Genomic DNA, 23300 nt, shown 5'->3' on the forward strand with positions numbered 1-23300 from the left:
ATTTTTATTGTTTCACCTTCAAAACAGTATTTTGAAGTCGCTCCATTACTTCATTCCATCTATTCTCAGCAAGACGAATGCTTTCAACATATCTGGAACGCTCCTGTTCATATTCTTCTGCGATCACTTTTTGTTCTGAAACCCTAAGCAAGGGGACTTCTAGCGACTTCAAGTCTTTATAGCTAATATTGATGACGACTGTTCCTTGCTGCTTTCCTGCTAAGACTTTGTTCCCCATTGGACTATCCAAAAAAACCTTTAAGTACGTCCCTAAAAGCAGTTTTTCATTCGGTCTTATCACAATAATGTTTGATGACGCGATGCAAGGATACTTCTGTTCTTGAAAAACTGCTATTCTAATTGCCGTTCCCCGTGCTGGCAATAATAAATCGCCATCTTTAAGCAAGTAATTCGCTACTTTACGTTCTTCCTCTTCAATGTGATCAAGGCCTTCATAATCAATATCATAATCATTTAGGTTCGATATATTTACGACTCCAATGCTACCATTAGCATCTTTCTTGTTGATCGCCTTTCCGCGAAAAACTTCAGCAACATTACCTAGTTCTTCTTTTTTAATGCTTGAGTTCTGATAATGTTGCCAATCTTCATCCACCATCCCAAAGATATGATCAACATTCCAACATCCCATTTCAATTAATTCTTCCAACATAACAAATGTATCATCAATGAGAACCAGTTCTTCGATTCCATTTTTTTTGATGTTGCTTGTAGGAGCTTCATATCTTTTAATCATTACATCTTCTGTTCGGCCTGTGGTGATCGTAAACATATAGGTTTTAATAGCGGTAGATGCAAAAATCCCGGCTGGTAGCTCAGCTATTTCTTCTAGTTTATACATGCCTTGTATAAAATCTCTTAAGTCCTTTATCGAGCCCGCAGCAAAGGTTATTCTAGCTGGTAGTACAATCACTAATACACCCGAACTATTCAAATGTAAGAGCAAGTTTTCTACAGCTATCATTTCATATTCCCTACAAATGAAATTTCCATTATCTTCGCCGCGTTCTCTTGCCCCAAATACGGGTACCGCCAGAATTAAATCAAATTTCCTTGCTGAAAATTCGTAATCATAAATACTAGTCTGTTCGACAATTACATTCGCGTGCTCCTTAAACATTTCATCAAGTAGAACTTTACTCACGCTATTCATAGTAGTTATGTAGAATTCACAATCAGAATGTCGGTTTACTAATTCAGTAAGGTAAGGCACAAATTTTTCAGCTTCAGGTATCAATACCTTGCTAGTGTTTGGATTAAAGTGTTTTTCAAATTCGGTAATCAACACTTCCGGTATATAAAACATCTCTTTAGGATCTGCAGATGCAAGAGCCATTTCCCAATCAATATCTTCATCATCTATAGCCATAAAAGCACCAAAAAACGCCTTTGAATCCGGATATTGATTGTTCATACCGTGACTATCTGCTATTGAAAGCATAACCTCATAAGCATTTTGCTCAGTGGGTTGTTTTGTATTTGATATAAACTCCTCTTTAGTCTTTTTCAATAGAAACAATGCGGCAGGCAGATCTGACTGAACAGCATATCCCCTTAATGCATTGTAACGATTCCAAATATGGTTGGTCCTCTTATCGTTAAGCATCATAATAACCCCCCTTTCAAAACAGCTCACGATTTATCATACATAAAATATAGCACCGCAAAGCGTCTATTTCAATCATTATTTATTTTTGGTATTTGAATACCAAAATAGTTACGTGATTATTATCATCTTCTATTGTCTTTCACAAAATACGCCCCAATCAAACAAAGTCAACCGTCGCGTTTCTTTTCGTGCATTATCAAAGCCATCGCAATAAACAGTATCTCGTTTATTTGCAAGGCCTCAATTTTTGTCCTTTTATCAAGAAGTCCGACTCCCTGTTGAAACAATTACGACCGAATTATTATTAATACATCGTTAGAAACCTTCACACAACAGCCACTTGCAGGGTATTCCGGTGCTGTGTGAATTACAACTAAATATTTGCAATCGAAATCAGAAGTATTGAAAGCATTAATTCAGAGACCGTTAAAATAAACGGTATGTATTAAGTAAAAGAGATCTGCAAGTTTCATACGCTAGCACTCATCAAAAAAAGTCGACCATTTAATAAATCTATGGTCGACTTTAACTTATTTGAAAAATACTCGATTTCATAGGTAAATGTGGCTCTGGTCTTTTCTTTCTCTCGAGCACATACAGCACTCAACATGCGTCGTCAGCTTGGAACATGTTATTCTGGGATGTTATCTGTAGCATTCCGCGGAACCCCAGATTTGACGAGCTTTTTTCCAACATTTTTCCGTGCTGAAAGGCTTCATTCTGATTGTTTCCGTTTGATGCTTTGCATCAATTTCACATCAATCTGGATCAAGACACTAATGCAGGTTTACTAAATCATGTCGGACTCAGAATCGGCAAATTTTATACTTTCGAATATCTAAAACGCGTGCCTTCACAATAAGTAATTGATTATCATAACGTACTACGCCGTAGCTCATAAAAATACTGCACAATGGGATGCTTTACCTTCATCTTCTCGGCCATACTTAAAATTCGCTTTTTTCCAACTCGTCTGTCCACCAAAGCCAGAATATTCAATAAGATGTCATTGCTCTCTATGCTTTCCTCTATAGAAGTGGATAAAAAATGATTCGCCACAACGTTAAAATTTGATTTACTTAATGCCGTCTGAGCCGACAAAAGCTCTTTTGCATATCCGGAAATTTTTCTACTTCTAGCAATTACGATTAGACGATCCTCGGGAGCGCCCTTGGTATCCTTTCTGACCGCTTCAATTTCTTCATTGCTGATCGGAATTTGGATACCTGAATCATTCTTAATTTCCATCTCCGTTTGATACCATTTGATTAAGCTAGTTTTATCACTCATATTGAATACATTCTTTTTGTCTACCGAAATATAACAAATACCTGCTTTATCAGGTAAATAGCGATAGCTCGTTGCACGGTATTCGACCCTTCCATGTAACGCAGGACAGAGAAAGCTCTCCAGTTGCTGCTTCAATTTGCTCCAGGACATGTAATCCCCCTATTTTCTACTAGAATTCCTTCCCTAATAGTGCGAGTTCAAAAAGGCCGGTTTTCAGCACCGAGAAAGTTGGATGAAGCTAGGGCCTGAGGAGCGGAGCGTACGTTTTGGGTACATGAGCACCGGAAGGCCCGGCTGAATTCAAGATTCGATGCCGAGTCCACTTCATGATTTACTTCGTGATCAAAAGCGGACTTTTTGAACAACATCTAATATTATCACATCTTTATTCGATTTTTAGTACGTATATATTGCAAATGTCCGAACAGGCTGGACAACAAAAAGCCGCCTCCCTTATTGGAGAGGCAGCTCGTTCTATTCCAACCCGTACTCAACCCATTCCATATTCCTTTATTTCAAACACCCCGGTCTCTTTCCATCCGAGATCAACTGATTGATCGTTTCGATTAATTGCGGAAGCTCACGCATCGTATCAATCGCGTAATCTGCACCATATTGCATAAAGCGTTGCTTCGTCTTCGAGATCATCTCGGCTTTTTCCGCCGCGGACAGGCTTTCGAATTGCTCTTGGCTGAGTCCCATCTCGGAGCTGCCGACAGCAACACCAACCGACCACACTCCAGCATGGACTCCCTCTTTCACATCCGATGCTGTATCACCCACTTTGACCACTTTCCAGCAAGCAGAGAGCTTGAGCTCCTCCATATTGCGATGGATCATGTAAGGGTATGGTCTGCCATAAGAATCCGTCTCACTAGGTGTGACCAAATGATCGGGACTGTACCCCTTTTCCTTCGCGATAGGTACGATCACATCCATCATGGTGCGGGTATAGCCCGTTGTAGAGCCAAACTTCAATCCTTTCGCTCGCAAGGTTTCGATGGTATCCGCTACACCTGGAATCGGATCTGTGTATTCAGCTAGGGAGGACATTAACGCAGGCTCAAATGCCGCATAGAGCTGCTCTACATCCTGTTCTATAAATGGCTTGCCATATTGGTCTTCCCATAATGCCGAAACTCTGGGCATCGAAAGCATCGCCCGGATATGATCGATTTTCAGCATCCCCATAGGTGCTCTAGCCTCATCCATTGTCACCTCGATACCTGCCTGCTTGAAGATATCGATGAATACATTCACAGATGCAAAACATCCGAAATCGATGGCCGTCCCCGCCCAATCCAATATGATTCCTTCTACTTTATTCATGGTTGCAATGCTCCTTCATATATTGCTCAATAATATGGCATAGTTGATCAATGTCTTCCTCATAGATTTCCCCAATGTTCCCAATACGGAACGTATCCAAATTCATCAACTTCCCTGGATAAATAACGTATCCTCTTTCTTTCACATATTGATAGAATTCAGCGAATTGAAATTGTTCGTTTGGATACAGAAAGGTCGTAATAATTGGCGACTGGTAGTCCGCTATAATGTAAGCATTCATGCCAACCTTCGCAAGTCTCTCCCTGAGCAGCAGGTTATTGTGCTGATAGCGAGCTTGTCTTGCTGCGACTCCACCTTCTTCTTGCAGTTCATCCAACGCCTTGGAGAATGCAGCAACTACATGGGTCGGTGAGGTAAAACGCCATTTCCCGTCCTTGTCCATACAATGCCATTGATCATACAGATCAAGAGCCAAGCTGCGCGCAATCCCTTGACATTGCTGCAATTGATCAAGCTTAGCAATAACAAACCCAAAGCCAGGAACACCTTGAATGCATTTGTTCGCACTGCTGATTACATAATCAATATGAAGACCAGCAACATCGATATCAATACCGCCAAAGCTGCTCATCGCATCCACAATGAACGTTTTTCCATAAGCTTTGGCCAGCTTCGAGACCTTATCAATCGGATTCAGTATCCCTGTCGTTGTCTCGCAATGAACCATTGCAATATGAGTAATCTCAGGATCAGCTTCAAGCATGACCCCTAGTTCCGCCATATCCGGATACTTATCATAGTCTACCTTATGCTCAACATACGACAGCCCTATCACTTGTGCCATCTGTATCATGCGTTCCCCATAAGCGCCGTTGGAGATAATCAGAACCTTATGTTCTGGAGCAATCACAGATGTCATCACCGATTCTACGGCAAAGGTTCCGCTGCCCTGCATCAATACAACTGTATACTGTTCCGAATCCACTCCTGCAATCGTCAATAACTGAGATCTTATTTTCTGCGTAATCGATTTATAGTGATCATCCCACGTGCAGCGATCAACCAACATTTCATGCTTCACGGAACGGGTCGTCGTCAACGGCCCTGGGGTCAATAATTTGTAGGTATTCATCATGATCCAACTCCCTGTGGTTATGAGTTATTTAGCTTCTTTAAAAAACTGCTGATGTTCCTTCAATAACTCCACAGTTAATGGCTGATCGAACTTCATCGGTTTCGCCGGCTTATTGACCGCATCTGTGGATTCCCCTTTGTACAAGGCAACAGGATAGTTCGTAATCAAATCTATTCTCGCATCCTTACTGATCGTCTCCGCCATTTTCATAGCGAGATCCGTCACTTCGTTCTTCTTATTGATAACCGCAATGGACTCTGTCAACGAATAATTCCCTTCTGTGGGATCAATATAATCAATCGGAGCTCCCTTTTCATGTGCACGTACCGCCTGATGACGGAGTCCAAATCCAGCAGCTACTTCTCCTGCTTCTACTTTCTTAATCGGACCTGAACCAGAGCTTTCTAGATGTGAGCCTGCATTGGCAATGAGATCATGGAGTACAATCTTCCCTTCCTCTTTTCCATAGGCACTGATGATAGCCTGCATGAGCAGCCATCCTGTAGAGGAATCTAATACATTTGGAATCGATACCAGATCTTTATACTCAGGCTTCGTCAAATCTTTGATCGATTGGGGAGCCTGCAGCCCTTTTTGCTTCAACACTTCCGTATTCACAAAGATAGAACCTGTATTTGCCAGAATCGGCGTATAGAAGGACGGATACGAATCCATAGCTCCTGTCTCAAATGTTAAGTCTTTATACATCTTGTATTGGCTCTGTGAACTGTCTAGGAAATACGAGCTCATGGTCACAAGATCAGCATCAATCTTATCCCCTTCAGCCATCAGCTTGCCGCCTAGTTCTGACGTCCCCATCGATTGGAGTTGATACTGCCCTTCATAGCCTGCGGATTTCAGCGCAGACTCCATCGCTGTTACTGCTTCTTCATCTGCATTGGTGTAAATAATCACTTGCTTCGATTCCTTTGCACTGCCAGCACCACAGCCTGCCAGTACCACCAACATGCTTATTGCGAGTAATGACAAGAGCACCATCCTGAATCTTTTTGACATTCCAACCATCGTAATCCCTCACTTTTACGATTATTTAGGCCTATCATAGATAAGCATTAAGCCTGTCTAACGATGAATCGCGAGTCTCTTTTGTCCATAATCACATAGCAATTTCACAATCAGATTGGTGAAGAAGATCAGCATCGACAATACGAAAATGTCATTGAATTTGGCAAAATGCTGAAGCTCCTTGATTTTACTAGCAACGACAGCGGTTTGGGTGGATACGAGAAATATGATGCCGCTGATCGTAACCATCGCATTGAGAAAATAATATCCCAGCATCTCGATCACCGTCGCAGCCGAATTAGGCAAGACTACCCGATAGACCGTCTTGAACCAGCTATCTCCGAGTAGTTCTCCTGTCGTTTCCCATGAAGGATTCATCTTGGAGAGCGAATTCTTCGCCATCAAATACGGTGTTGTAAAGAAATGCACGATATTACACAGCACGATGATTGTAACGGTCCCTTTTAAGCTGCTTCCATTAAACAAAAGCAAGTAAGAGATACCAAGCACCATGCCAGGCACCGTATTCGTGATCATGGAAGCCGTATCGGTGAGTGATCTTGCCCTTAATGAAGTCCGTACATTGAGAAGCGCAGCACAATAAGCAACCAATGTACCAAATACGGAAGTCAACACCGCAATCCAGATCGAGTTACGATAGACCTTCGTTAAATCACTGGATTGAAGTACACTTAAGACATGCTTAAACGTAAACGTAAGATCATAAGGATATCGGCTCAACCACGGTGCAATAAACATAATGGCGAATATCGACAGCATCATAAAGACGATGACAGAAGACACGGTCACGAAGCTAATATCGCGCACCCGATGTGTCGGCAGCTCGATTTCTCCAAGTTGATCATAGTGAAAGTTAAGCTTCTCTAGAGACCGCAACAGCCATATTGCGAATATCGCTGGCACAAGCATGAGCACGGCGATGACAGCCCCCTGATTCAGATCAGGAATCGAGCCTAGCATGACTTGATACAGCTGACTAGCCACCACGGAATAGGTTCCTCCCACCGATGCCGGTATCCCAAAGTCCGTGAAGCTTAAGATAAAGGACAGCACAAATGCCCCACCCAATGCCCCTGCCAACGGTCGAACAATCGTATTCGCAAAACTTCTTAATGGTCTGTCGCCCATCAGGTGAGACACGATAATAAACTTTTTATCGATGTATGTAAATGCGTTATGAATCAATAAAAAGGCTGGCGGAAGTGTATAAATGACGTAACCGATCAGCAATCCATTAAAGCCATAGATATCGAACAAATTTCGTCCTGCAAGCTTGGTCAGTAATCCCTGATTGCCAAGTGAATACATCATGGCAAATCCATACGTAATTGTCGGAAGCAGCATGGGAAGAACGATTGTCATCTTCAGCATGCCTTTGAAGATCCGATGAGCACGTGTACAGTGAATCGTATACGCCGGGATGAATGCCAATATCGTTGTAATAATTGCGGTCACCGTCGATACCTTCATGCTGTTCCAGGCAGCTATCATCATCTCATCATTCATCCAAATCGAGCCGTAATTGGCTAATGAAAAGCCTTGCTCTGTCTCGAAGGATCGAATAAATAGGACAAGCAGCGGCAAGAACAAAGTAACGGTTAACAAAAGGAGTATGGCAATGAGCAGAACCCGCATTTCCGGCTTTACTCTATGCATATCGCTCACCAAACAGATTGAATATATTCTGCCGCTTAATCTGCAACTGCTTGATAATAAACTGTTTTACAAAATCATTGCTCGGCTGCCCGATAATCTCGCTCGGCGTACCATATTGCGAGATTGTGCCTTGATTGATAATCAAAATTTTATCGGAAAGGGTTAATGCTTCCTCAGGATCATGGGTAACAATGATCGTCGTGAGCTTGAACTCCCTGGCAATCGATTGGATCCGTTGCTTGATCGATTCTTTAATGACGCCATCCAATGCGCTGAGCGGTTCGTCTAGCAGCAGAATCTTCGGCTTCGTAACCAAAGTTCTAGCTAAAGCTACTCGCTGCTTCTGTCCGCCTGATAATTCACTGATTCGCTTGTTCAGATGCGGCTTCAGTTCCAAAAAATCAATATAGTCTTGAACCTCCCGCTCACTCACGCTTCCTTTCTTATTGCGCAACCCATAGATGATATTCTCGTAAGCATTCAGATTCGGAAATAAAGCATAATCCTGAAATACGATATTAAAGCCGCGCTTTTTCATGGATACATGTGTCATGTCCAAGCCGTTATACATAATGCTGCCATGATCCAGCTTCGTTAGGCCAAGAATAATATTAAGCAGTGTCGTTTTCCCGCTCCCGCTTGGGCCGAGAAGCGATACAATCTCGCCAGAACCTATCTCTAAGCTGATATCTTGGAGCACCATTTTGCCGTCAAATTGTTTGCTGATATGTTGCAGCTTAAGCAAACGGCTCACCTCCCTTAGTCACACCCCCATTATATAAATCAATGATCAAATCAAATGCACTTTTATGTAAATGTTGAGTAAATCATGCATATATACTTCATATATTTTTCATATATTTTGCATATATTGTGCGCCATATTTCATGTTCAGTTGAAATATATAGACAAATTTAATTGAATGTGAACGGTGCAGTCGTTACACTATAGGTAAACAATATCAATCGATAATAGGTGAACTTATGCTGCCACTTGAAAGACAACAGAAGATTATAGAATTGCTTACCATCAAAAAGGTGCTTAAACTGCCTGAGCTGGCAACCGAATTAGCGGTCTCCGTGGATACACTACGACGAGATCTGAATCTATTGACCAAGCAAGGGAAGATCGAAAAGATATATGGCGGTATTAAAATCGTGGAGTCGAAGTATGGAGAATCCTCCATGGATGAGCGAATGGTTAGCTTATTTGAGGCCAAAGAAAACATCGGTAAAATATGCAGCGAGATGATCGACGATGGGGATTGCATCTATATTGACAGTGGCTCCACCACCTATCACATAGCCAAGTTTATCAAAGGCAAGCACAATCTCACGGTGGTCACCAACTCCATTCCCGTGATCAGTGAGCTCATGAATACCGATGTTGAACTGATTATTATCGGAGGAAAAATCCGCAAAGAGGAACATTCCGTAGTCGCGTACGATTATATTTTCAATTTTCATGAATTAAATATTCGAAAAGCGTTTATCTGCTGCAGCGGCATTACGATGGAACGAGGGATCTCAGATTACAATATGGAGGAAGCCATTACACGCAAGAAGATGATCGAACTGTCTAAAGAGGTGTATATCGTGGCAGACAGCACCAAATTCGGAAAAGACGTTAAGATTGCCATTACACCACTAGATAACGTAAACGCCATTATTACCGATGCGAATATCGATCCCAATTACCCTCCGCAGTTTACGTCGATACGAACGAAGCTTATCATTGCAGAGTAAAGTGAATCAACTGGCTTATTTACCATCAGGAGAAAGATGGGTCATGGAAACTGCATGCTTATGTATGGAATCAGGTAATCATGAAAAAGAGGGGCCTTCGCCCCTCATAGGTTTATAAAACTCCCTACAGATAATCCAAACTATAAAAAATCATAATCGCCCCCACGATACACATGACCCACGAAACAGCCGATCCCGAATGCTTCGAAAGCTTGATTTGAAGCCTTTCTAATGGTCTTTTCATCACTCGCCCTAATAATAAATGCAATGTAAACAGGATTAATGGCGGTAGAACCATTATAAAATTATAACCTACCATAATTGGGAGCCACTGAAAAACAGTTAAATTTGAGGTATTCATAAGACCAATCGCAGCAAAATACGGAAATGCTGCACCTACCTCAATCAATGATGTCGTGAAACCGAGTGCAATCATGGATGTCTTGCTTTTTGATTTCGGCCTTGGCAATTCCGACTTTTTACTCTTTGGATAGTAGAAGCTGGCTATAAACAGAATTCCCCCAATAATCAGCATAGCCCAACTTACAATCCGATTTTGAAAAATGGAAGAGAAACTAGCCAGAAACGCATCCAGACCTAACATGAAAGCAACGCCTACTGAAAAATAAATGACTGCGACCGTCAATAAATAAATCATTAAGCGTGAACCTAATCGCTCCTTTTCAGTCAACAGCAAATATACCGTCACACCCAATGTTGCAGGACTAAGCGTATCTAATAAGGCTAATCCCCCTACCATAGAAAGGAGTTCAAGAGTCACGATTCTCCTCCTTGCTCCATGGAAGAGTTCTGTATGGAAGAAATGTGAATATCATATGCTCGCTCCATAAAATCAAGAACTTCCTTATCTATAGGATAAAGTCCGAGACTCTCAGATTGCTCTGGGGATTTCCTCAGATCCCATAGTTTATTCACAAACTCGTCTTCTCCTTTGAATTCTTCCAGTTGTTTTTCTATCATACGCCGTATTATGTTTTGCACTCGTGATGAAGCAGGATCATCTTTCGTATAGCGTTTTATCTGACCTAGCAAAGCAATCCACTCCATAGAATCAGGGTCTTCTCCACTCATTTTTGGGAGCTTTGTCCAAAGCTTCATTTCCTTATCGTTAAACATGCTTTCCTTGATGGTCGGCAATCTTTTTTTATGTTGATTCGATAACTGAATAAGTTTCTGTATCGCAAGCCGTTCATCCCCGTCTTCAACCGCAATCCCGGTTATCAATTCCCGCAGGGACGACTCTATACTCCTTAATCTTTCTTGCTCTTCAAGGATATAGGCTAACTGGTTTTTCAAACTGTTTGTCCAATTCCATTTAGAGTCGTATAACATGCTTTTAATCTCTTGCAACTTGTAACCAATTCCCTTCAGAAATTGGATGTATTGAAGCTTCTTCAGTTCCTCTTCTGAATACAGACGATGGCCCCCTTCTGTTTTGGACGGTGCCGTCAATAATCCGATCTGATCATAGTACCGAAGTGTTCTGACCGTGATATTCGTTTTTTTTGCAACTTCTTTAATATGTATCAATTACAGACACCTCCGACAATTCAGATAAGATCAATTTTCTTGATCTTTATATAAACCATGTTTGATTAAATATCCTAATCCTAGACCGACTAATACGCCTGGAAATGCTTGATCAATCATAAGTCCAATTCCTGCTCCTATAATTACACATGCATAAATAATGATGTCTCCTTGTTTCATATCTACTCTCCCCTTTTATAATAAATCTCCTCTTCCCCTTAGCCGACTTAACAACATAAGTGATGAAGAGCTTACCCATTGGCTTGATTATACAAAATGACGCAACGTCACTTTCAAGTGTTTTCATTAGAAAATTCTTTGATTGCACAAGTTAACTTGATGTTGACGCAACGTAATCTTATATAATCAGTTCACAATCATGAAGAATAATGATGAGGTGAGAAAATGAAAAAATATTGCATTGGTTTACTTTTGGTGGGGATGCTTTTTCTTAGTGCATGTAGTTCTTACCAAGAAAATGCTGCACACGCTGTGTCATTAAAGGGGATAGAAAACATCCATATTGACCACGGCAGCACAACATTAATAGTAGAATCAGCAGATATAGAGTCACTTGAAGCAATTAGTAATGGACCTGAAATTGTTATAGATAAGGAAAAAGACAACATCAAAATTCAGCTTAAGAGTGATATTAGAAACATCGTAAATATCGGAAAAATGCCTCAGCTATCCGTTCGTATTCCAAACAATTATGAGAGAAAAGTAACGTTAGACGGTTCTTCCGGTAATGTAAAGATAAACAATCTGAGCACACAGAAACTCGATATCCAAGGAAGTAGTGGAAATGTATCGCTTGACTATTTAAGAATAAATAGTGACATCAATATTTCTGTCAAAAGCGGCAGCATCCTTTTAAATCTGGAAGACAAAGACTCCAACATAAACTGGCTTTTGCAATCGGGTAGTGGCAGACGAGCTATGGGTATTCCTTTGAATCATTCTCAACAAAATAACAGAAAGACACAGGGACAGACGGGGAATGGCTCATTTAATGTGAGTCTCCAAACAACTTCCGGAAATATAACGGTTAAATAAATAACAGTGATCTACAAATAAAAGCCTGTTTCCAATCATTCGAATGGAAACAGGCTTCGGGGCTCAAATGAGAACGGGAATGGCCTTCTTCGGGTATTCTCCCCTAGAGCCGCGACTTTGCTTTGGTCACCTATGGTAATTTGGCCAAGGCTATCTGCCTCATTAACAATCGTCCTCGTAAATGTCTAGGCTGGATGTCTGCTCACGAAGCTTTCATGGATGAACTGTCGCACTTAGCTTGACAATTCGTCATATATAAATGTGTTTATTGTCTCTGTCAATTTTGGCCTAATGCCTTTTCTTCCTCACATTACTTCGTCTTAATAAAAACGCCATGATCGACAACTTGTTTTGTATTCTCATTTATATCATCACGATTGTATACCGTCTCATCTTCGCTAATCGACGTGTCTTGCTCGCGCACACGTTCAAACTCGCCATGCTCAGTAACAATACGTCCAGCAAGCCACTTGTTATGTTCTATCTCCTCCGGTGTCAGCTTTACGGGTGCGTAGAAGTACGGATTATTCGGATCGTCGCGCTGTTCATGCTGCTTCAGTGGTTTGTAAATTGCGTTGTGGTTCCCGAAAACGTAAGTAGGAATTTGGGAGCCAGCGTAACTTTGGATCGCCAAGGCAGTCATAACGACAAGCACCACAGCGGATACGCTGATTAATAATTTCTTTTTCATTATTACTCACCTCAAAAAGCGAATTTCCCCCTACTGGAAAGCAGGGGGATTTTTTTAGCCTACATTTGATCAGTTGTAGTTGTAATAGGCGTTGGCAAAGCCATTCCCAGCTAGTTCATGATTTCCAACGTTGTATATTACAATTTCATAATCTCCCGGAAGCACTTTTGTCCAGCCAATAGTGTAGTTTTCACTTGTGTATGCGCCATTTACAGGAACTCGGTCAGTCTCGTTTCCCGTATCTTTGTTTCTCAGGGCATACTCCACTTTAGGATTGTAAATGGATGACGGAGACCATTGTGTTAATGTGATGTATATATCACTCTTCTTGGTCGTCTTTACAGATTGCTTAGACGAGATACTACTATTTGATCCTAAACCCGTAAATTGATAGTAAATGTCGCTAAGAACAACGAAGTCATCATTTTTCGTCACTTCACTGAGATTTACGTTTGTAACGGGATTTCCAGGAGCTTTTGGCGTAACTTGCCCTTGAATGATTGGTGTAGGTGCGTAGAAGTCGTCAGACTGGAAATTGGATTAGGCACCATCGCGGATAGGTAACTGCTGTTTACGACTGCTCTGCGCCTTGACTGCCCGCATAATAAGGTTCTCCCGGATCTATATCGATAACAACCCGGTGCGGTGCGGCCAGCCCATATTGGTGCTCGCAGCGCCAGCGCATCTCTTCGGTGAAACCAACTGTTTCCCCGTCGACAATAACGTCCCCGCGGTCGAATAAATAATAGGCGATATTAAGCAAATTTCCAGCTACTTCATCAGGCTCCAGATCGTAATAATGGCACTGGACATCCGGAATGCCAAGCGCGGCGAGTCCCAATGAATCCATCAGACCTTCAGGGCGGCCGCTACCTGTGCCTTCAACATTATAAAAACGAATGTTCAGTGCACCATATAACAGTTCCCCTTCTTCAATCGCCGCCAGATAAGCGCTGGGTTCGACGAGCTTGTCGCTTTCCCGGAAATAGATGGCGTCGCAAGGAGCCGTTTCCAGCACCGCCCGCAGCGAGCCGGTGAACAGCTGCAGCCGCGATTTGGGATCAAGTCCCGATGCCATCATGTCGATCAACAGCAGCGAGTGCTCGCAATCACTCACGACTTGAGCGGCTTCCCGCCAATGCCAGGACTGCTGTATGGCGGAATCGTAGTCCGTAACCGGGCGGCTTTCTGTATCCATCAGGCTGGTTTGTGCCGGCATTTCGCCTTGAGAATATTCAACCATATAATTCAAATGGAAAAATTGCAGCAAATTCTGATCTTCCTGACTGTTCGCTTCCCACACAGCAAGTCCTGCGGCATCCGGATGATGTTCTCCGCGATCAACCTTACCCGTGTAAAGCTCCATCTTCTCGTACAGCATGTTTCGATCCAGCTTCGGCGGCTGCTTGTATTTTAACTCCACAGCGTACACCCGGGCAAAACCAAAGTCCTTTTCCTGTTCAAGCATTTCATTCGCCTCAATATCGTTCTTCACCGAAGCAATTGGCTGCCCCTCTTGATGGTCTGTTAGGCCAATCTCGTGACGGCTCCACGTCAATAACAGCAAAGTATCTTCATCCTCTGGATCAAGTTTATTCGCCATTTCGAATGCTGTTACTGCCTCCTCATATTGCGATAGGTAGTAATAGGCATAACCTACACGAAAATGCCAAAGAGGGTCGTTCTCGCCTTGCGTTTTGATCGTCCAAAGTTGCTGTAATGCTTCATCGTAACGTTCTAGATTGTTTAATACTCTCGCCAAATGGCTAACTATATCATAATCTCTGTCCTGTTCGGGAATTTCTGCAATCTTGCCTACTATTTTTTCAAATTCATCCTCTTCATGCCAGAGGTTTAGCTGTTCCAACAAGTCTTTCTCCATAACATTACCTCCTTAGTTTCTAAAAGCCTCTTAGATGTTTTTCTCGTTTTATTTCGGAATACCTCCTTACTTCGCTAATAGGAAACCAACAATATCCGACATTTAACTTTCAAGACAGTGTTCCGAAACGATTCCCCCTCTATAGCTGAGTGAACGCATAGCGCAACGATAACGGGGAGATAGATTTCGGTTCTCTTCATTTCCTTCAACGTCAAAAATTAAAAAGGTACTATTTTTAATAGCACCTTTTTAAATCATTATTCTATTTGCGTTCCCACACTAGTACTTGAAATCAAGGATTTCCAGCTTTACTGTCTTCGTAGCAAAGCAACCGACTCCACATGTGGAGTCGACAGTAACAGAAACGGCTGAAACCCTTTTTTACAAGGACAACAGCCGTTTCTCTTTTGGTTATTTGTCATTCAAATGAACAGCCTTTACTGGATCGCATCACAATTGTAAGACTCCATGCTGTCTTCGTAGATAGTATGTCATTAACAATCACTATTTAATAACTTCAACCTTTTTTTCCCCTGCTGTCTTCGCCGGCTGAGTACCTTGGGCATCGACTGTGCTGGCTGTAAGCAACATAGTCACGACTAGAGCTGTGCTGAGGGCTGCGGAAATCATTTTTCTTTTGCGATTGACCATGACCATACCTCCAATATCTATCTTTTGATAAGTCGATCATGCTGTCTGATAATTGAATTATAACGTACTGGTAGTGGTTGTAAAGGGAGTTTTTCCCTTGATGAACACAGCAACGACTAATCGACTTACCACTTCAATCAACTCAGGGATTTTCTCATCTGTAATACTCTCCAAAACCACTCCACTACTGCATTCTCAGCTATCTGTGCCATTCCTCACCAGCAAAGCCACTCATCTAAATACGGGTATCGGATTAACGAACATGATTTACTACAATTTTTTAATTATGAGAGGGTTGAGGACTTTAAAAAGTTAAATACCATTAGTTTAAGCCGCCGAGAAGTCGGCGGTTATACATATTCAGAAAACATAATCGGCTTTGACCGTGGCTACAGGAGAACACGTTAAAAACTGGCTCGGCTTTCACCAGTCAATGTAGCCCCGCGAGCACAACGGAGCGGAGTGAACCCTCTGAGCGAAGCGAAGCCTTGACCAAGCGAAGCACAGGGCAAGAAATAAATAACCACCCCACGGGCGGGAAAGGCAACAGAAAGTAAAGCTCTATATTCCACAATGGTATAAATAAAATTTACCTTCGGACAATCTATCAGAAAATGAAGTTGCTGTAGCCATCTATGGTGACAGTCTTTGTAAATCTGCGCCTATCCATTATACGTCTAAAGGCTTGATAGACTTCCTCTGTCATCTTAATTCGTCGGAAACCACTCTTTGTTTTTGGTTCATCAATGTAGTATCCAGTTCCTGTGCAGTATAACAACTGATGGTTTACATCAATAATTCTGTTTTCTAAATCTATATCTGCATCTGTCAATCCGCACAACTCGGAAATACGAAGTCCTGTACCAAGCAGTATGATTATATCATCATAATGTGGAAATATCCGGGTTTTTATACTATACTGGTGTCGTTAAGGCACGGAGGACGGGGAACGCTGTCCGGCAGCCGCCCCATCGCCTAGCGTTCCGCATGGCATCGGGCGGGCAGCAGCCGGACAGGACGCGCCGCCTGTCGGCGCTGCGCTTCGCCCTTGCCTTGGGGACGGGAACGGCGTTACGGGCAGATGCAGCGAATTTATATTTTCGGAAGTAGGGAAGAAAAATGATTGAATTAAGAAAAATTACCCACGATAATTTTGAGGCAGTGTTGAAGTTAAGCATAACAGACGAGCAGAAAGGAAATGTGGATTCCAGCATATATTGTTTGGCTAAAGCCTATGTAAAGATACTCAACGACGAAAAACCTCCTATGATCTTCGCTATATGCAACAATGATGAAGTCATAGGATATGTCGATATTGGATTTTTCGAACTGGCGGAAAGTGCATTTTTATGTGAAAAATATGGAGATAAATCTACTTATGGACTTAATCGCTTTATGATTGATAAAAAGCATCAAGGCAAAGGATTTGGCAAACAAGCAATGATGAAAGTTATTGATTACATAAAGTCGTTTCCACAAGGAAAAGCCGATGCAGTTGCTACATCATATTGGATGGTAAACGAAGCCGTCCGGAAGTTGTTTGCGTCTGTCGGTTTCGTTGAAACAGGAGCGATATGGGACGGACAAACAGGGGGTAATTGGAATGCAGAAAGAAAAGATATAGAGTATGCAGAAGTAGGTGCCAGACTCGGATTATAAAGCTAACAATTTGAATAGTGCATCGTACAGTATAAGACCAACTATGCGAAGTCAATAGCAAAAATGCAAAAAGAAAGCACAACATTAGCCGTGCAAAAAAGTGCACGCTTCCGCGACTGCCCACCCCCTCACAAGTCATCGGCAAGTCAAATGCTAGTCTGTATTGGCAAGGTACATTAGTTAAGAAGATTTTACAAAACCCACACTATGTTGGTGATCTGGTTCAAGGTAGAGAGGCAACTTTGAATGTCACAAATAAAAAAAGGGTGTTTTTAAAAGAAGAGGATTGGGTTGTTGTCCAAAATACTCATGAACCAATTATTTTGAGAAAAATATTTGAGGAAGCAAAACACCTACTTGCAATGAGAGCAAGAAGGGGGCATGGCGGAACTAAAGCGCAAAAACACCTTTTTTACTAATATTGCTTATTGCTCTGATTGTGGAAAGGGTATGTGGTATCGCTCAAACCGAAAAGGATACATTTGTGGCACCTATGCAAGGCATGGGAACATCGCTTGTACCAATCACGCAGTTAAGGAACAAAACCTCACAGAAGTCATTCTAAGCGACTTAAAAGCGATGTACGACAAACTGAACCTACCTGATCTGGATGCCAAGGTCAAACAAAGAATAAACGCTAACCAAAAAAAAATAACAAAACAGCTACAAGCCATTGATAAACAAATACAAAAGCAAATGGATATAAAGAAAAATGCTTTACAGAAGTTTGTCAGTGATGCTATTACCAAGGACGACTATGACTGTTTGGTTACAGATATTGAAGACAAGTTGCTGCATTTTCGAAAAAAGCCAACTTCAAAAAAGATGGAGGAAAGCTACTCAGCGAGTAAACTTTTCTCCATCAAAGAACAATTTAAAAAAGCAGTGGCTTTCGATACTTTGACTACAGAGACTCTTTTACGCTTCGTTGAAAAGATTGAAGTCAAAGAAGATAAAAGCATCAAGATTTATTATAAGTTTGCCATGGTTGAGGGGTTATAATCCACTCAACCTTCTTCTAAAACTAGCAGTGAAACACACTCCACATGCGTAGTCTGCGGGAACATGTCCACCGGCTGTACCTCAACGACGCGGTAGCCTCCACCCGCCAGCACTTGCAAATCGCGAGCCAGCGTCGACGGATTGCAGGACACGTATACGATGCGCTCTGGTTGCATGGCGAGCATCGTGTCGAGCAATGCAGGATCGCAACCCTTGCGCGGCGGATCGACGACGATGACGTCTGGCGTCACACCCTGCTCCTTCCAGCGAGGAATAACGTCTTCTGCTGCGCCAACGGCGAATTCTGCATTGGTCACGCCATTCAGCTCGGCATTGCGGCGCGCATCGGCGATCGCTTCCTCGACGATCTCGACGCCGAGTACCCGCTTCGCGCGTTGTGCCAGGAACAGCGAGATTGTCCCGATGCCGCAATACGCGTCAATGACCGTCTCTTCCCCTGTCAGGCCAGCATATTCTACAGCCTTTTCATACAGCACTTCCGTCTGCACCGGATTTACTTGGTAGAAGGAACGCGCGGAGATTTTGAACGCGATATCTCCGATATAATCTGTAATATATTCTGAACCCCACAATACGCGGGTCTTATCTCCCATAATAACGTTCGTGCGCTTCGTATTCATGCTCTGGCAGACGCTCTTCAACTGCGGCAAAGCCTCAGCAAGCTCCGCTACGATCTTCTCCTGATGCGGCAGCTTGTCCCCGTTCGTCACGAACGTGATCATCAGCTCGTTCGTGCGGAAGCCAACACGCATCATCACATGACGAAGTAGGCCTGTATGCTGCTCTTCATTATACGGCACAATGCCGTATTTCCGTACAACCTGCTTCACGGCACGCATCGCGTCGTCATTCACTTCGTGCTGGATCAGGCTCGTATCCGTATCAACGATCCGATGGCTCGCCTTCGCAAAGTAACCGCCGATTAACTCGCCTGTGCGCTCATTTTTGCCGATTGGCATTTGGCTCTTGTTCCGATAGCGCCATGGCTGCTCCATTCCGATCGTGGGCCATACCTTGATCGGCTGCTCCTGCGCAGCATTTTCAGGTGCAGCTGCTTCGCCATATGCTTGCTCCACTTGGAACTTCCCAATCCGCTCTAGTACGTCCACGACATGCTGCCGCTTCCATACCAGCTGCTCACTGTACGCCATATGCTGCAACTGACAGCCGCCGTATGCATTTACCGGATGCTCCAACTTCACGCGATGTGGGCTGTCTACAAGACGCTCCAGCACCTTTGCATATCCGTACTGTTTCTTCACCTTCAGCACAAGCGCACGGACCTGCTCACCCGGCAATGCCCCTTGTACAAACAGCGTGAAGCCGTCTGTACGACCGACTCCTTCTCCATCATGCGTCAAACCAATAATATCCATTACAACCTCATCGTTTTTCTGTACCGGGGCATTATGCACGCGTGCATGTGCCGCGCGTCCACCTACCGCTTCTTGTGAACGCGTCGCAGATGCAGACTGTCCTCCATTTCGACGCCCCGGCCGCTTGCTTTGCTTGTTTCCTTTCACCCTGATGCCCTCCTATTTATGTGTTAACGAATCCATCTATTTTGAATGCTCTCGCATTGCTTGTCTAGCTCATGTTCATACTCACTCTTCTGCCGGAAACCCAAAGATACAGTACACGATATCTTTCTCAAAAATCGATAATAGCCCGAAAATATACAAATAACTACGCTCGACTCTGCATCCATACGTAGCCTCGAAAACGTCATCCTCATGGTATCCAGCTGTTCCGCATGTTGAGCATGGCATCATCATACCATAATCCACCCGCCAACAAGAAGACCCGGCGCCTTCACGCCTGCACAAGCTCTAATTACCTTTTTCCTAACGACAAAGAATCCCATTATCCGATCAAACAGCATTTTAGCATTATACATTTATCTTATCTGCATTTCAGTTTAGCATTTAGCCTTCTGCCTTCTGCCTTCTGCCTTCTGCCTTCTGCCTTCTGCCCCTAATTATCGCTGTTCCCCTCACCACGTCAACAACAATAAAACGGCTTGACCCGTGCCCTCTACAGCAGCTAGTCAAGCCGAACGTCCACCATCTGATCGTGGAACGATATCATTCTATTTTCCATTGCCATAACAGCTCGGTACATACGCACTTCTCTCCAGCTTACAAAGCCTCTGGATCATCCGCGAAAATACGCAAATGGGACGGCAGCACCCTGAACGTCGCTGGCAATAAACCGCCGAATTCGCCGTCTAGATTAAGCTGAACTGCATCCGGCGATGTAACCGTAACTCGATTCGTCTGCTTGTGAATGACGAGCGGATCATTAATATGCTCTCCCCGAAGAGCCATACTAGCTACCCGAACGAACTCCACAAGATTGCAGCGTTTCAGCATAATGACATCGAATAAGCCGTCATCAATTCGCGCCTCAGGCGCCAGCTTCTCGAAGCCGCCAACCGAGTTCGTATTCGTAATCAAGAACAGCATGAATTCCTCATGATAGACGCCGTGGCCTTCCAGCTCAATACGCAGCTCCGTCGGACGCAGGCGAGTCATCTTCTCAAGGCCCTTCATATAATAAGCGAGCTGCCCGATAATCGTCTTCAGCTTGCTTGGCACCTCATACGTCAATTCCGTCAAGGAACCGCCGCCTGCAATATTAATGAAGTACTTCTCATTCGACTGCCCAAGGTCAATAACCCGAGTTGTCTGACGCGTAATAATTGAGCAAGCATCCTCCCAATTGCGAGGAATACCCAACGCCCGTGCGAAGTCATTCGTCGTCCCAAGTGGAATAATGCCAAGCGGAGGCCGTTCCGGCTTGTCCGCCATCCCATTAATAACCTCGTTGAGCGTACCATCGCCACCAGCTGCGATAATCATATCATAGCCGTTATCAATTGCTTCTGCCGCACTAGCCGTTGCATCTCCTTCGCCTTCCGTCGCATGCGTCGTCGTCTCGATGCCAGCAGCATCCAGCATATGCAATATATCCGCCAGCCGCTTCCTGCCTTCCTCCCGGCCAGATGTCGGATTATAAATAAGCCTAGCTCTCTTTACCATGAATGTTTCACCCATTTACAATCTATTCACGTTCAACCGATTTCACAACCTTCTTCGCGAAGGCTTAGCTGCCAGCAACATTTCGCCATATCGTCCAGTTCTAGTCACTTTGCCTCGAACAGCAAAACAACCTGTGTTATGAACCATACTACCATAGTAAGCTTCTTCATATCCACATCATGCCTTGTTGGAGACATCCTAACTTTACAGCAGCCCTGCGGACAGTTATAAAAACTCCGAACCACCAACATATATTCTTATGTATTAAGATGCATCGTGGCATTCTCACGCAATTCCATCTGCATCGTCACATCATACAATCTATTCTTCTCATGATAACACAATCGTTCCTCAAAATGTTCGAAACTGACGGGATAATCGCCCTAGCAACTTCCGTAAGCAGACTTTCAAACGATCCCAATCCCGGCACCAACTATTGAGATACATTCCCCTTCATCATAGCCAGTAAACGAACCGCTTCCTGCTGCAGCCATCTATTCAAGGCGGAGTGCGGCAGCAGAGCTTCGCCATCATACATGGCAGACACATCACTAAGCCGCTGCGGAATCACATGAGAAGTGAAATAACCTCGACTGAGGAACACAGGAACGACGGCAACACGGCGTTCAACAGTCTGTTCTCCGCACGAGCGCCCTCCAACATCATGACCATCGAAGACATCCATACCGCCGAACGAGTCAAGTGGAACAGTCAATTGTTCCGCCCTGCAGCTCCAGACGATTTCATCTTGACCAATCGTCAATACGCTCTGTAAACGGGTCACCGCTTCCGCAATATCTTCACAGCAGAGCAAGGCATGTGAGGCTCCTGCACACGAGCCACGCAGCACAAGCTTCCGCTCCAATCGCCGTAAGCTCTCATGCCAGCGCGAAGCAAATGGCTCGTATCGACTTCCGTGCGCAACGAGCAGCACTGCATCCGAGTCTGTTCGTACCCCGAGTCCACGCAGCCGCTCCTCCACCATCTGAAGGAGAACATCCTCCTGACTGTCCACATCCGCAATCGAACAGCTTCGATCAGACTGTGCCGACAATCCTAAGTAAGAGCCGCTTTCACTCCCATCTCCACTTTGCTCAACATGAGCAGAGAAGGAAGATTCGACAGCTCGCCCGTTCTCTTCAATTCCTTCTCCTAGCATAGATGACGCACTTTGCAATGGAACAACATTCCCTCCGTCAAGCGGCCGACCATAATAGACGCGAGCTTGCACTCGGAATGGCTCCAGGTCTGTCTCACAGAGCGGAGCAGGCTTAGCGCCAAGCGCATATGCTATCTCATCGGCATGTGTACTACCCGCAGACACGAACAAGGGGATGACCCCAATATGGTTCACCCCTTGCGCTTCCAATGTATTAATGCCGTATTGTATATCTTGTTCCGGTACACATTCCAAGTAAGAGGAGACGACAGCAACCCCATCAGGCCAATCCGTCTGTGCGATGGCTTCCTCTACCAGTGTAACCCAGGATTCATCTCTTGAACCGTGGCTGATGATAAGCAGTCCCGGCTTCATCTGATTATTTACCTAAGCGTTCTAATGCCATTTTATAACCATCATTGCCGTAGTTCAAACAACGCTTCACGCGGGAAATCGTGGCTGTACTTGCTCCGGTCTCCGCTTCAATCTGATTGTACGTACAGCCCTTGCCCAACATGCGAGCAACCTCCAACCGCTGGGATAAGGATTGAATCTCATTTACCGTGCACAGATCATCAAAGAAAATATAACACTCTTCCACTGATTTCAGCGTCATAACCGCCTCAAACAGCTGGTCGACTGACTTATCGTTCAATTTTTTCAATTGCAACCTTATCCACCCCTACATCAATGCTTGTTACCCTCATTGTACTTCCTTTGACATACCTTTTCAAGCATTACAGTTGTCATGCGTTAGTGAATTACTGTGAAAATAGAGCGCTTCCATAGAAGAT

The 23300-nt window shown here is 43.7% G+C and carries 24 protein-coding genes; 6 read left to right on the forward strand and 18 right to left on the reverse strand.

All coding sequences use genetic code 11. The features are described from left to right. Positions 1–4: 4 nt before the first annotated feature. The 7 genes from BLS15_RS19585 to BLS15_RS19610 form a co-directional block, all read right to left on the reverse strand. Positions 5–1630, reverse strand: a complete 1626-nt coding sequence (locus BLS15_RS19585) for a restriction endonuclease subunit S (protein ID WP_254777377.1) — start codon at positions 1628–1630, stop codon at positions 5–7. A gap of 873 nt (positions 1631–2503) precedes the next feature. Then, positions 2504–3070: an SF0329 family protein gene (locus tag BLS15_RS19590; RefSeq protein ID WP_090513440.1), complete on the reverse strand. Its 567-nt coding sequence runs from the start codon at positions 3068–3070 to the stop codon at positions 2504–2506. Positions 3071–3430: 360 nt separating this feature from the next. Then, positions 3431–4249, reverse strand: coding sequence for a phosphonoacetaldehyde hydrolase (gene phnX, locus BLS15_RS19595; protein ID WP_090513443.1), 819 nt, complete (start codon positions 4247–4249; stop codon positions 3431–3433). After that, positions 4242–5342 carry a 2-aminoethylphosphonate--pyruvate transaminase gene (phnW, locus tag BLS15_RS19600; RefSeq protein ID WP_090513521.1) on the reverse strand — a complete coding sequence of 367 codons (1101 nt, stop codon included), beginning with the start codon at positions 5340–5342 and terminating at the stop codon, positions 4242–4244. Before phnW ends, phnX begins: the two co-directional genes overlap by 8 nt. A 27-nt stretch (positions 5343–5369) precedes the next feature. Continuing rightward, positions 5370–6362 (reverse strand): ABC transporter substrate-binding protein, encoded by a 993-nt coding sequence (locus BLS15_RS29210; RefSeq protein WP_217635870.1) that lies wholly within the window; start codon positions 6360–6362, stop codon positions 5370–5372. A gap of 66 nt (positions 6363–6428) precedes the next feature. Beyond that, positions 6429–8048: an ABC transporter permease subunit gene (locus BLS15_RS29215; RefSeq protein WP_217635868.1), complete on the reverse strand. Its 1620-nt coding sequence runs from the start codon at positions 8046–8048 to the stop codon at positions 6429–6431. Next, a complete protein-coding gene (locus BLS15_RS19610) occupies positions 8041–8793 on the reverse strand; it encodes an ABC transporter ATP-binding protein (RefSeq protein ID WP_090513446.1) in 753 nt (250 codons plus the stop codon). Before BLS15_RS19610 ends, BLS15_RS29215 begins: the two co-directional genes overlap by 8 nt. A 238-nt stretch (positions 8794–9031) precedes the next feature. Here BLS15_RS19610 and BLS15_RS19615 point away from each other — a divergent pair, with 238 nt between their 5' ends. Next, positions 9032–9793, forward strand: a complete 762-nt coding sequence (locus BLS15_RS19615; RefSeq protein WP_090513448.1) for a DeoR/GlpR family DNA-binding transcription regulator — start codon at positions 9032–9034, stop codon at positions 9791–9793. A 124-nt stretch (positions 9794–9917) separates the two neighbouring features. On the opposite strand, the gene BLS15_RS19620 is transcribed toward BLS15_RS19615, so the two are convergent. Genes BLS15_RS19620 through BLS15_RS29090 form a run of 3 tightly spaced genes read right to left on the reverse strand, consistent with a single transcriptional unit; the run spans position 9918 to position 11524 of the window. Further along, the gene (locus tag BLS15_RS19620; protein ID WP_090513451.1) at positions 9918–10574 is read right to left on the reverse strand and encodes a GAP family protein; all 657 of its coding nucleotides are present in this window, start codon (positions 10572–10574) and stop codon (positions 9918–9920) included. Then, positions 10571–11344 carry a MerR family transcriptional regulator gene (locus BLS15_RS19625; RefSeq protein ID WP_090513453.1) on the reverse strand — a complete coding sequence of 258 codons (774 nt, stop codon included), beginning with the start codon at positions 11342–11344 and terminating at the stop codon, positions 10571–10573. The genes BLS15_RS19620 and BLS15_RS19625 overlap by 4 nt, the downstream gene beginning before the upstream one ends. Positions 11345–11374: 30 nt before the next feature. After that, positions 11375–11524: a hypothetical protein gene (locus BLS15_RS29090; protein WP_021254963.1), complete on the reverse strand. Its 150-nt coding sequence runs from the start codon at positions 11522–11524 to the stop codon at positions 11375–11377. Positions 11525–11749: 225 nt separating this feature from the next. Between BLS15_RS29090 and BLS15_RS19630 the strand changes: the two genes are divergently transcribed. Continuing rightward, the gene (locus BLS15_RS19630) at positions 11750–12400 is read left to right on the forward strand and encodes a DUF4097 family beta strand repeat-containing protein (protein WP_028532331.1); all 651 of its coding nucleotides are present in this window, start codon (positions 11750–11752) and stop codon (positions 12398–12400) included. Between the two features lie 310 nt (positions 12401–12710). Here the strand turns inward: BLS15_RS19630 and BLS15_RS19640 are convergent, their stop codons facing one another. From BLS15_RS19640 to BLS15_RS19650, 4 genes are all read right to left on the reverse strand, one after another. After that, positions 12711–13091 carry a hypothetical protein gene (locus BLS15_RS19640; RefSeq protein WP_028532332.1) on the reverse strand — a complete coding sequence of 127 codons (381 nt, stop codon included), beginning with the start codon at positions 13089–13091 and terminating at the stop codon, positions 12711–12713. 571 nt (positions 13092–13662) lie between these two features. Then, positions 13663–14958 carry a DUF4261 domain-containing protein gene (locus tag BLS15_RS19645; RefSeq protein WP_368087133.1) on the reverse strand — a complete coding sequence of 432 codons (1296 nt, stop codon included), beginning with the start codon at positions 14956–14958 and terminating at the stop codon, positions 13663–13665. A gap of 519 nt (positions 14959–15477) precedes the next feature. Then, positions 15478–15624 (reverse strand): hypothetical protein, encoded by a 147-nt coding sequence (locus BLS15_RS29100; RefSeq protein WP_172619370.1) that lies wholly within the window; start codon positions 15622–15624, stop codon positions 15478–15480. 607 nt (positions 15625–16231) lie between these two features. Beyond that, entirely contained in the window at positions 16232–16537 is a 306-nt protein-coding gene (locus BLS15_RS19650) for a site-specific integrase (RefSeq protein ID WP_081676994.1), read from the reverse strand. Between BLS15_RS19650 and BLS15_RS28700 the strand changes: the two genes are divergently transcribed. From BLS15_RS28700 to BLS15_RS19665, 4 genes are all read left to right on the forward strand, one after another. Further along, positions 16516–16734 (forward strand): hypothetical protein, encoded by a 219-nt coding sequence (locus BLS15_RS28700; protein ID WP_139170698.1) that lies wholly within the window; start codon positions 16516–16518, stop codon positions 16732–16734. The two genes, BLS15_RS19650 and BLS15_RS28700, sit on opposite strands and share 22 nt — an antisense overlap. 9 nt (positions 16735–16743) lie before the next feature. Beyond that, on the forward strand, positions 16744–17283 hold the full coding sequence (locus tag BLS15_RS19655) for a GNAT family N-acetyltransferase (RefSeq protein WP_021254967.1): 540 nt from the start codon (positions 16744–16746) through the stop codon (positions 17281–17283). Positions 17284–17420: 137 nt separating this feature from the next. After that, positions 17421–17702 (forward strand): recombinase family protein, encoded by a 282-nt coding sequence (locus BLS15_RS19660; RefSeq protein WP_368087136.1) that lies wholly within the window; start codon positions 17421–17423, stop codon positions 17700–17702. Then, positions 17665–18285 (forward strand): recombinase zinc beta ribbon domain-containing protein, encoded by a 621-nt coding sequence (locus BLS15_RS19665; RefSeq protein WP_090513458.1) that lies wholly within the window; start codon positions 17665–17667, stop codon positions 18283–18285. Before BLS15_RS19660 ends, BLS15_RS19665 begins: the two co-directional genes overlap by 38 nt. A gap of 5 nt (positions 18286–18290) precedes the next feature. Here the strand turns inward: BLS15_RS19665 and rlmD are convergent, their stop codons facing one another. From rlmD to BLS15_RS19685, 4 genes are all read right to left on the reverse strand, one after another. Continuing rightward, positions 18291–19829 carry a 23S rRNA (uracil(1939)-C(5))-methyltransferase RlmD gene (rlmD, locus tag BLS15_RS19670; protein WP_028532335.1) on the reverse strand — a complete coding sequence of 513 codons (1539 nt, stop codon included), beginning with the start codon at positions 19827–19829 and terminating at the stop codon, positions 18291–18293. 615 nt (positions 19830–20444) lie between these two features. After that, the gene (locus BLS15_RS19675) at positions 20445–21347 is read right to left on the reverse strand and encodes a diacylglycerol kinase (protein ID WP_021254970.1); all 903 of its coding nucleotides are present in this window, start codon (positions 21345–21347) and stop codon (positions 20445–20447) included. 433 nt (positions 21348–21780) lie between these two features. Further along, positions 21781–22881: a sirohydrochlorin chelatase gene (locus tag BLS15_RS19680; RefSeq protein ID WP_021254971.1), complete on the reverse strand. Its 1101-nt coding sequence runs from the start codon at positions 22879–22881 to the stop codon at positions 21781–21783. A gap of 4 nt (positions 22882–22885) precedes the next feature. Further along, on the reverse strand, positions 22886–23176 hold the full coding sequence (locus BLS15_RS19685) for a YerC/YecD family TrpR-related protein (protein ID WP_021254972.1): 291 nt from the start codon (positions 23174–23176) through the stop codon (positions 22886–22888). Positions 23177–23300: the final 124 nt, after the last annotated feature.

This window comes from Paenibacillus sp. cl6col (assembly GCF_900102125.1).
GTDB classification, from domain to species: domain Bacteria; phylum Bacillota; class Bacilli; order Paenibacillales; family Paenibacillaceae; genus Paenibacillus_B; species Paenibacillus_B suaedae.

Excerpts from the sequence above, each read along its gene's own strand:
- BLS15_RS19680 (WP_021254971.1), bottom strand. The coding sequence starts at position 22,881 with ATGAAGCCGGGACTGCTTATCATCAGCCACGGTTCAAGAGATGAATCC.
- BLS15_RS19675 (WP_021254970.1), bottom strand. The coding sequence starts at position 21,347 with ATGGTAAAGAGAGCTAGGCTTATTTATAATCCGACATCTGGCCGGGAG.
- phnW (WP_090513521.1), bottom strand. The coding sequence starts at position 5,342 with ATGAATACCTACAAATTATTGACCCCAGGGCCGTTGACGACGACCCGT.
- BLS15_RS19655 (WP_021254967.1), top strand. The coding sequence starts at position 16,744 with ATGATTGAATTAAGAAAAATTACCCACGATAATTTTGAGGCAGTGTTG.
- BLS15_RS19665 (WP_090513458.1), top strand. The coding sequence starts at position 17,665 with ATGGCGGAACTAAAGCGCAAAAACACCTTTTTTACTAATATTGCTTAT.
- BLS15_RS29210 (WP_217635870.1), bottom strand. The coding sequence starts at position 6,362 with ATGTCAAAAAGATTCAGGATGGTGCTCTTGTCATTACTCGCAATAAGC.
- BLS15_RS29090 (WP_021254963.1), bottom strand. The coding sequence starts at position 11,524 with ATGAAACAAGGAGACATCATTATTTATGCATGTGTAATTATAGGAGCA.
- BLS15_RS19590 (WP_090513440.1), bottom strand. The coding sequence starts at position 3,070 with ATGTCCTGGAGCAAATTGAAGCAGCAACTGGAGAGCTTTCTCTGTCCT.
- BLS15_RS19640 (WP_028532332.1), bottom strand. The coding sequence starts at position 13,091 with ATGAAAAAGAAATTATTAATCAGCGTATCCGCTGTGGTGCTTGTCGTT.
- phnX (WP_090513443.1), bottom strand. The coding sequence starts at position 4,249 with ATGAATAAAGTAGAAGGAATCATATTGGATTGGGCGGGGACGGCCATC.
- BLS15_RS19630 (WP_028532331.1), top strand. The coding sequence starts at position 11,750 with ATGAAAAAATATTGCATTGGTTTACTTTTGGTGGGGATGCTTTTTCTT.
- BLS15_RS19585 (WP_254777377.1), bottom strand. The coding sequence starts at position 1,630 with ATGATGCTTAACGATAAGAGGACCAACCATATTTGGAATCGTTACAAT.
- BLS15_RS29100 (WP_172619370.1), bottom strand. The coding sequence starts at position 15,624 with ATGGTCAATCGCAAAAGAAAAATGATTTCCGCAGCCCTCAGCACAGCT.
- BLS15_RS29215 (WP_217635868.1), bottom strand. The coding sequence starts at position 8,048 with ATGCATAGAGTAAAGCCGGAAATGCGGGTTCTGCTCATTGCCATACTC.
- BLS15_RS19615 (WP_090513448.1), top strand. The coding sequence starts at position 9,032 with ATGCTGCCACTTGAAAGACAACAGAAGATTATAGAATTGCTTACCATC.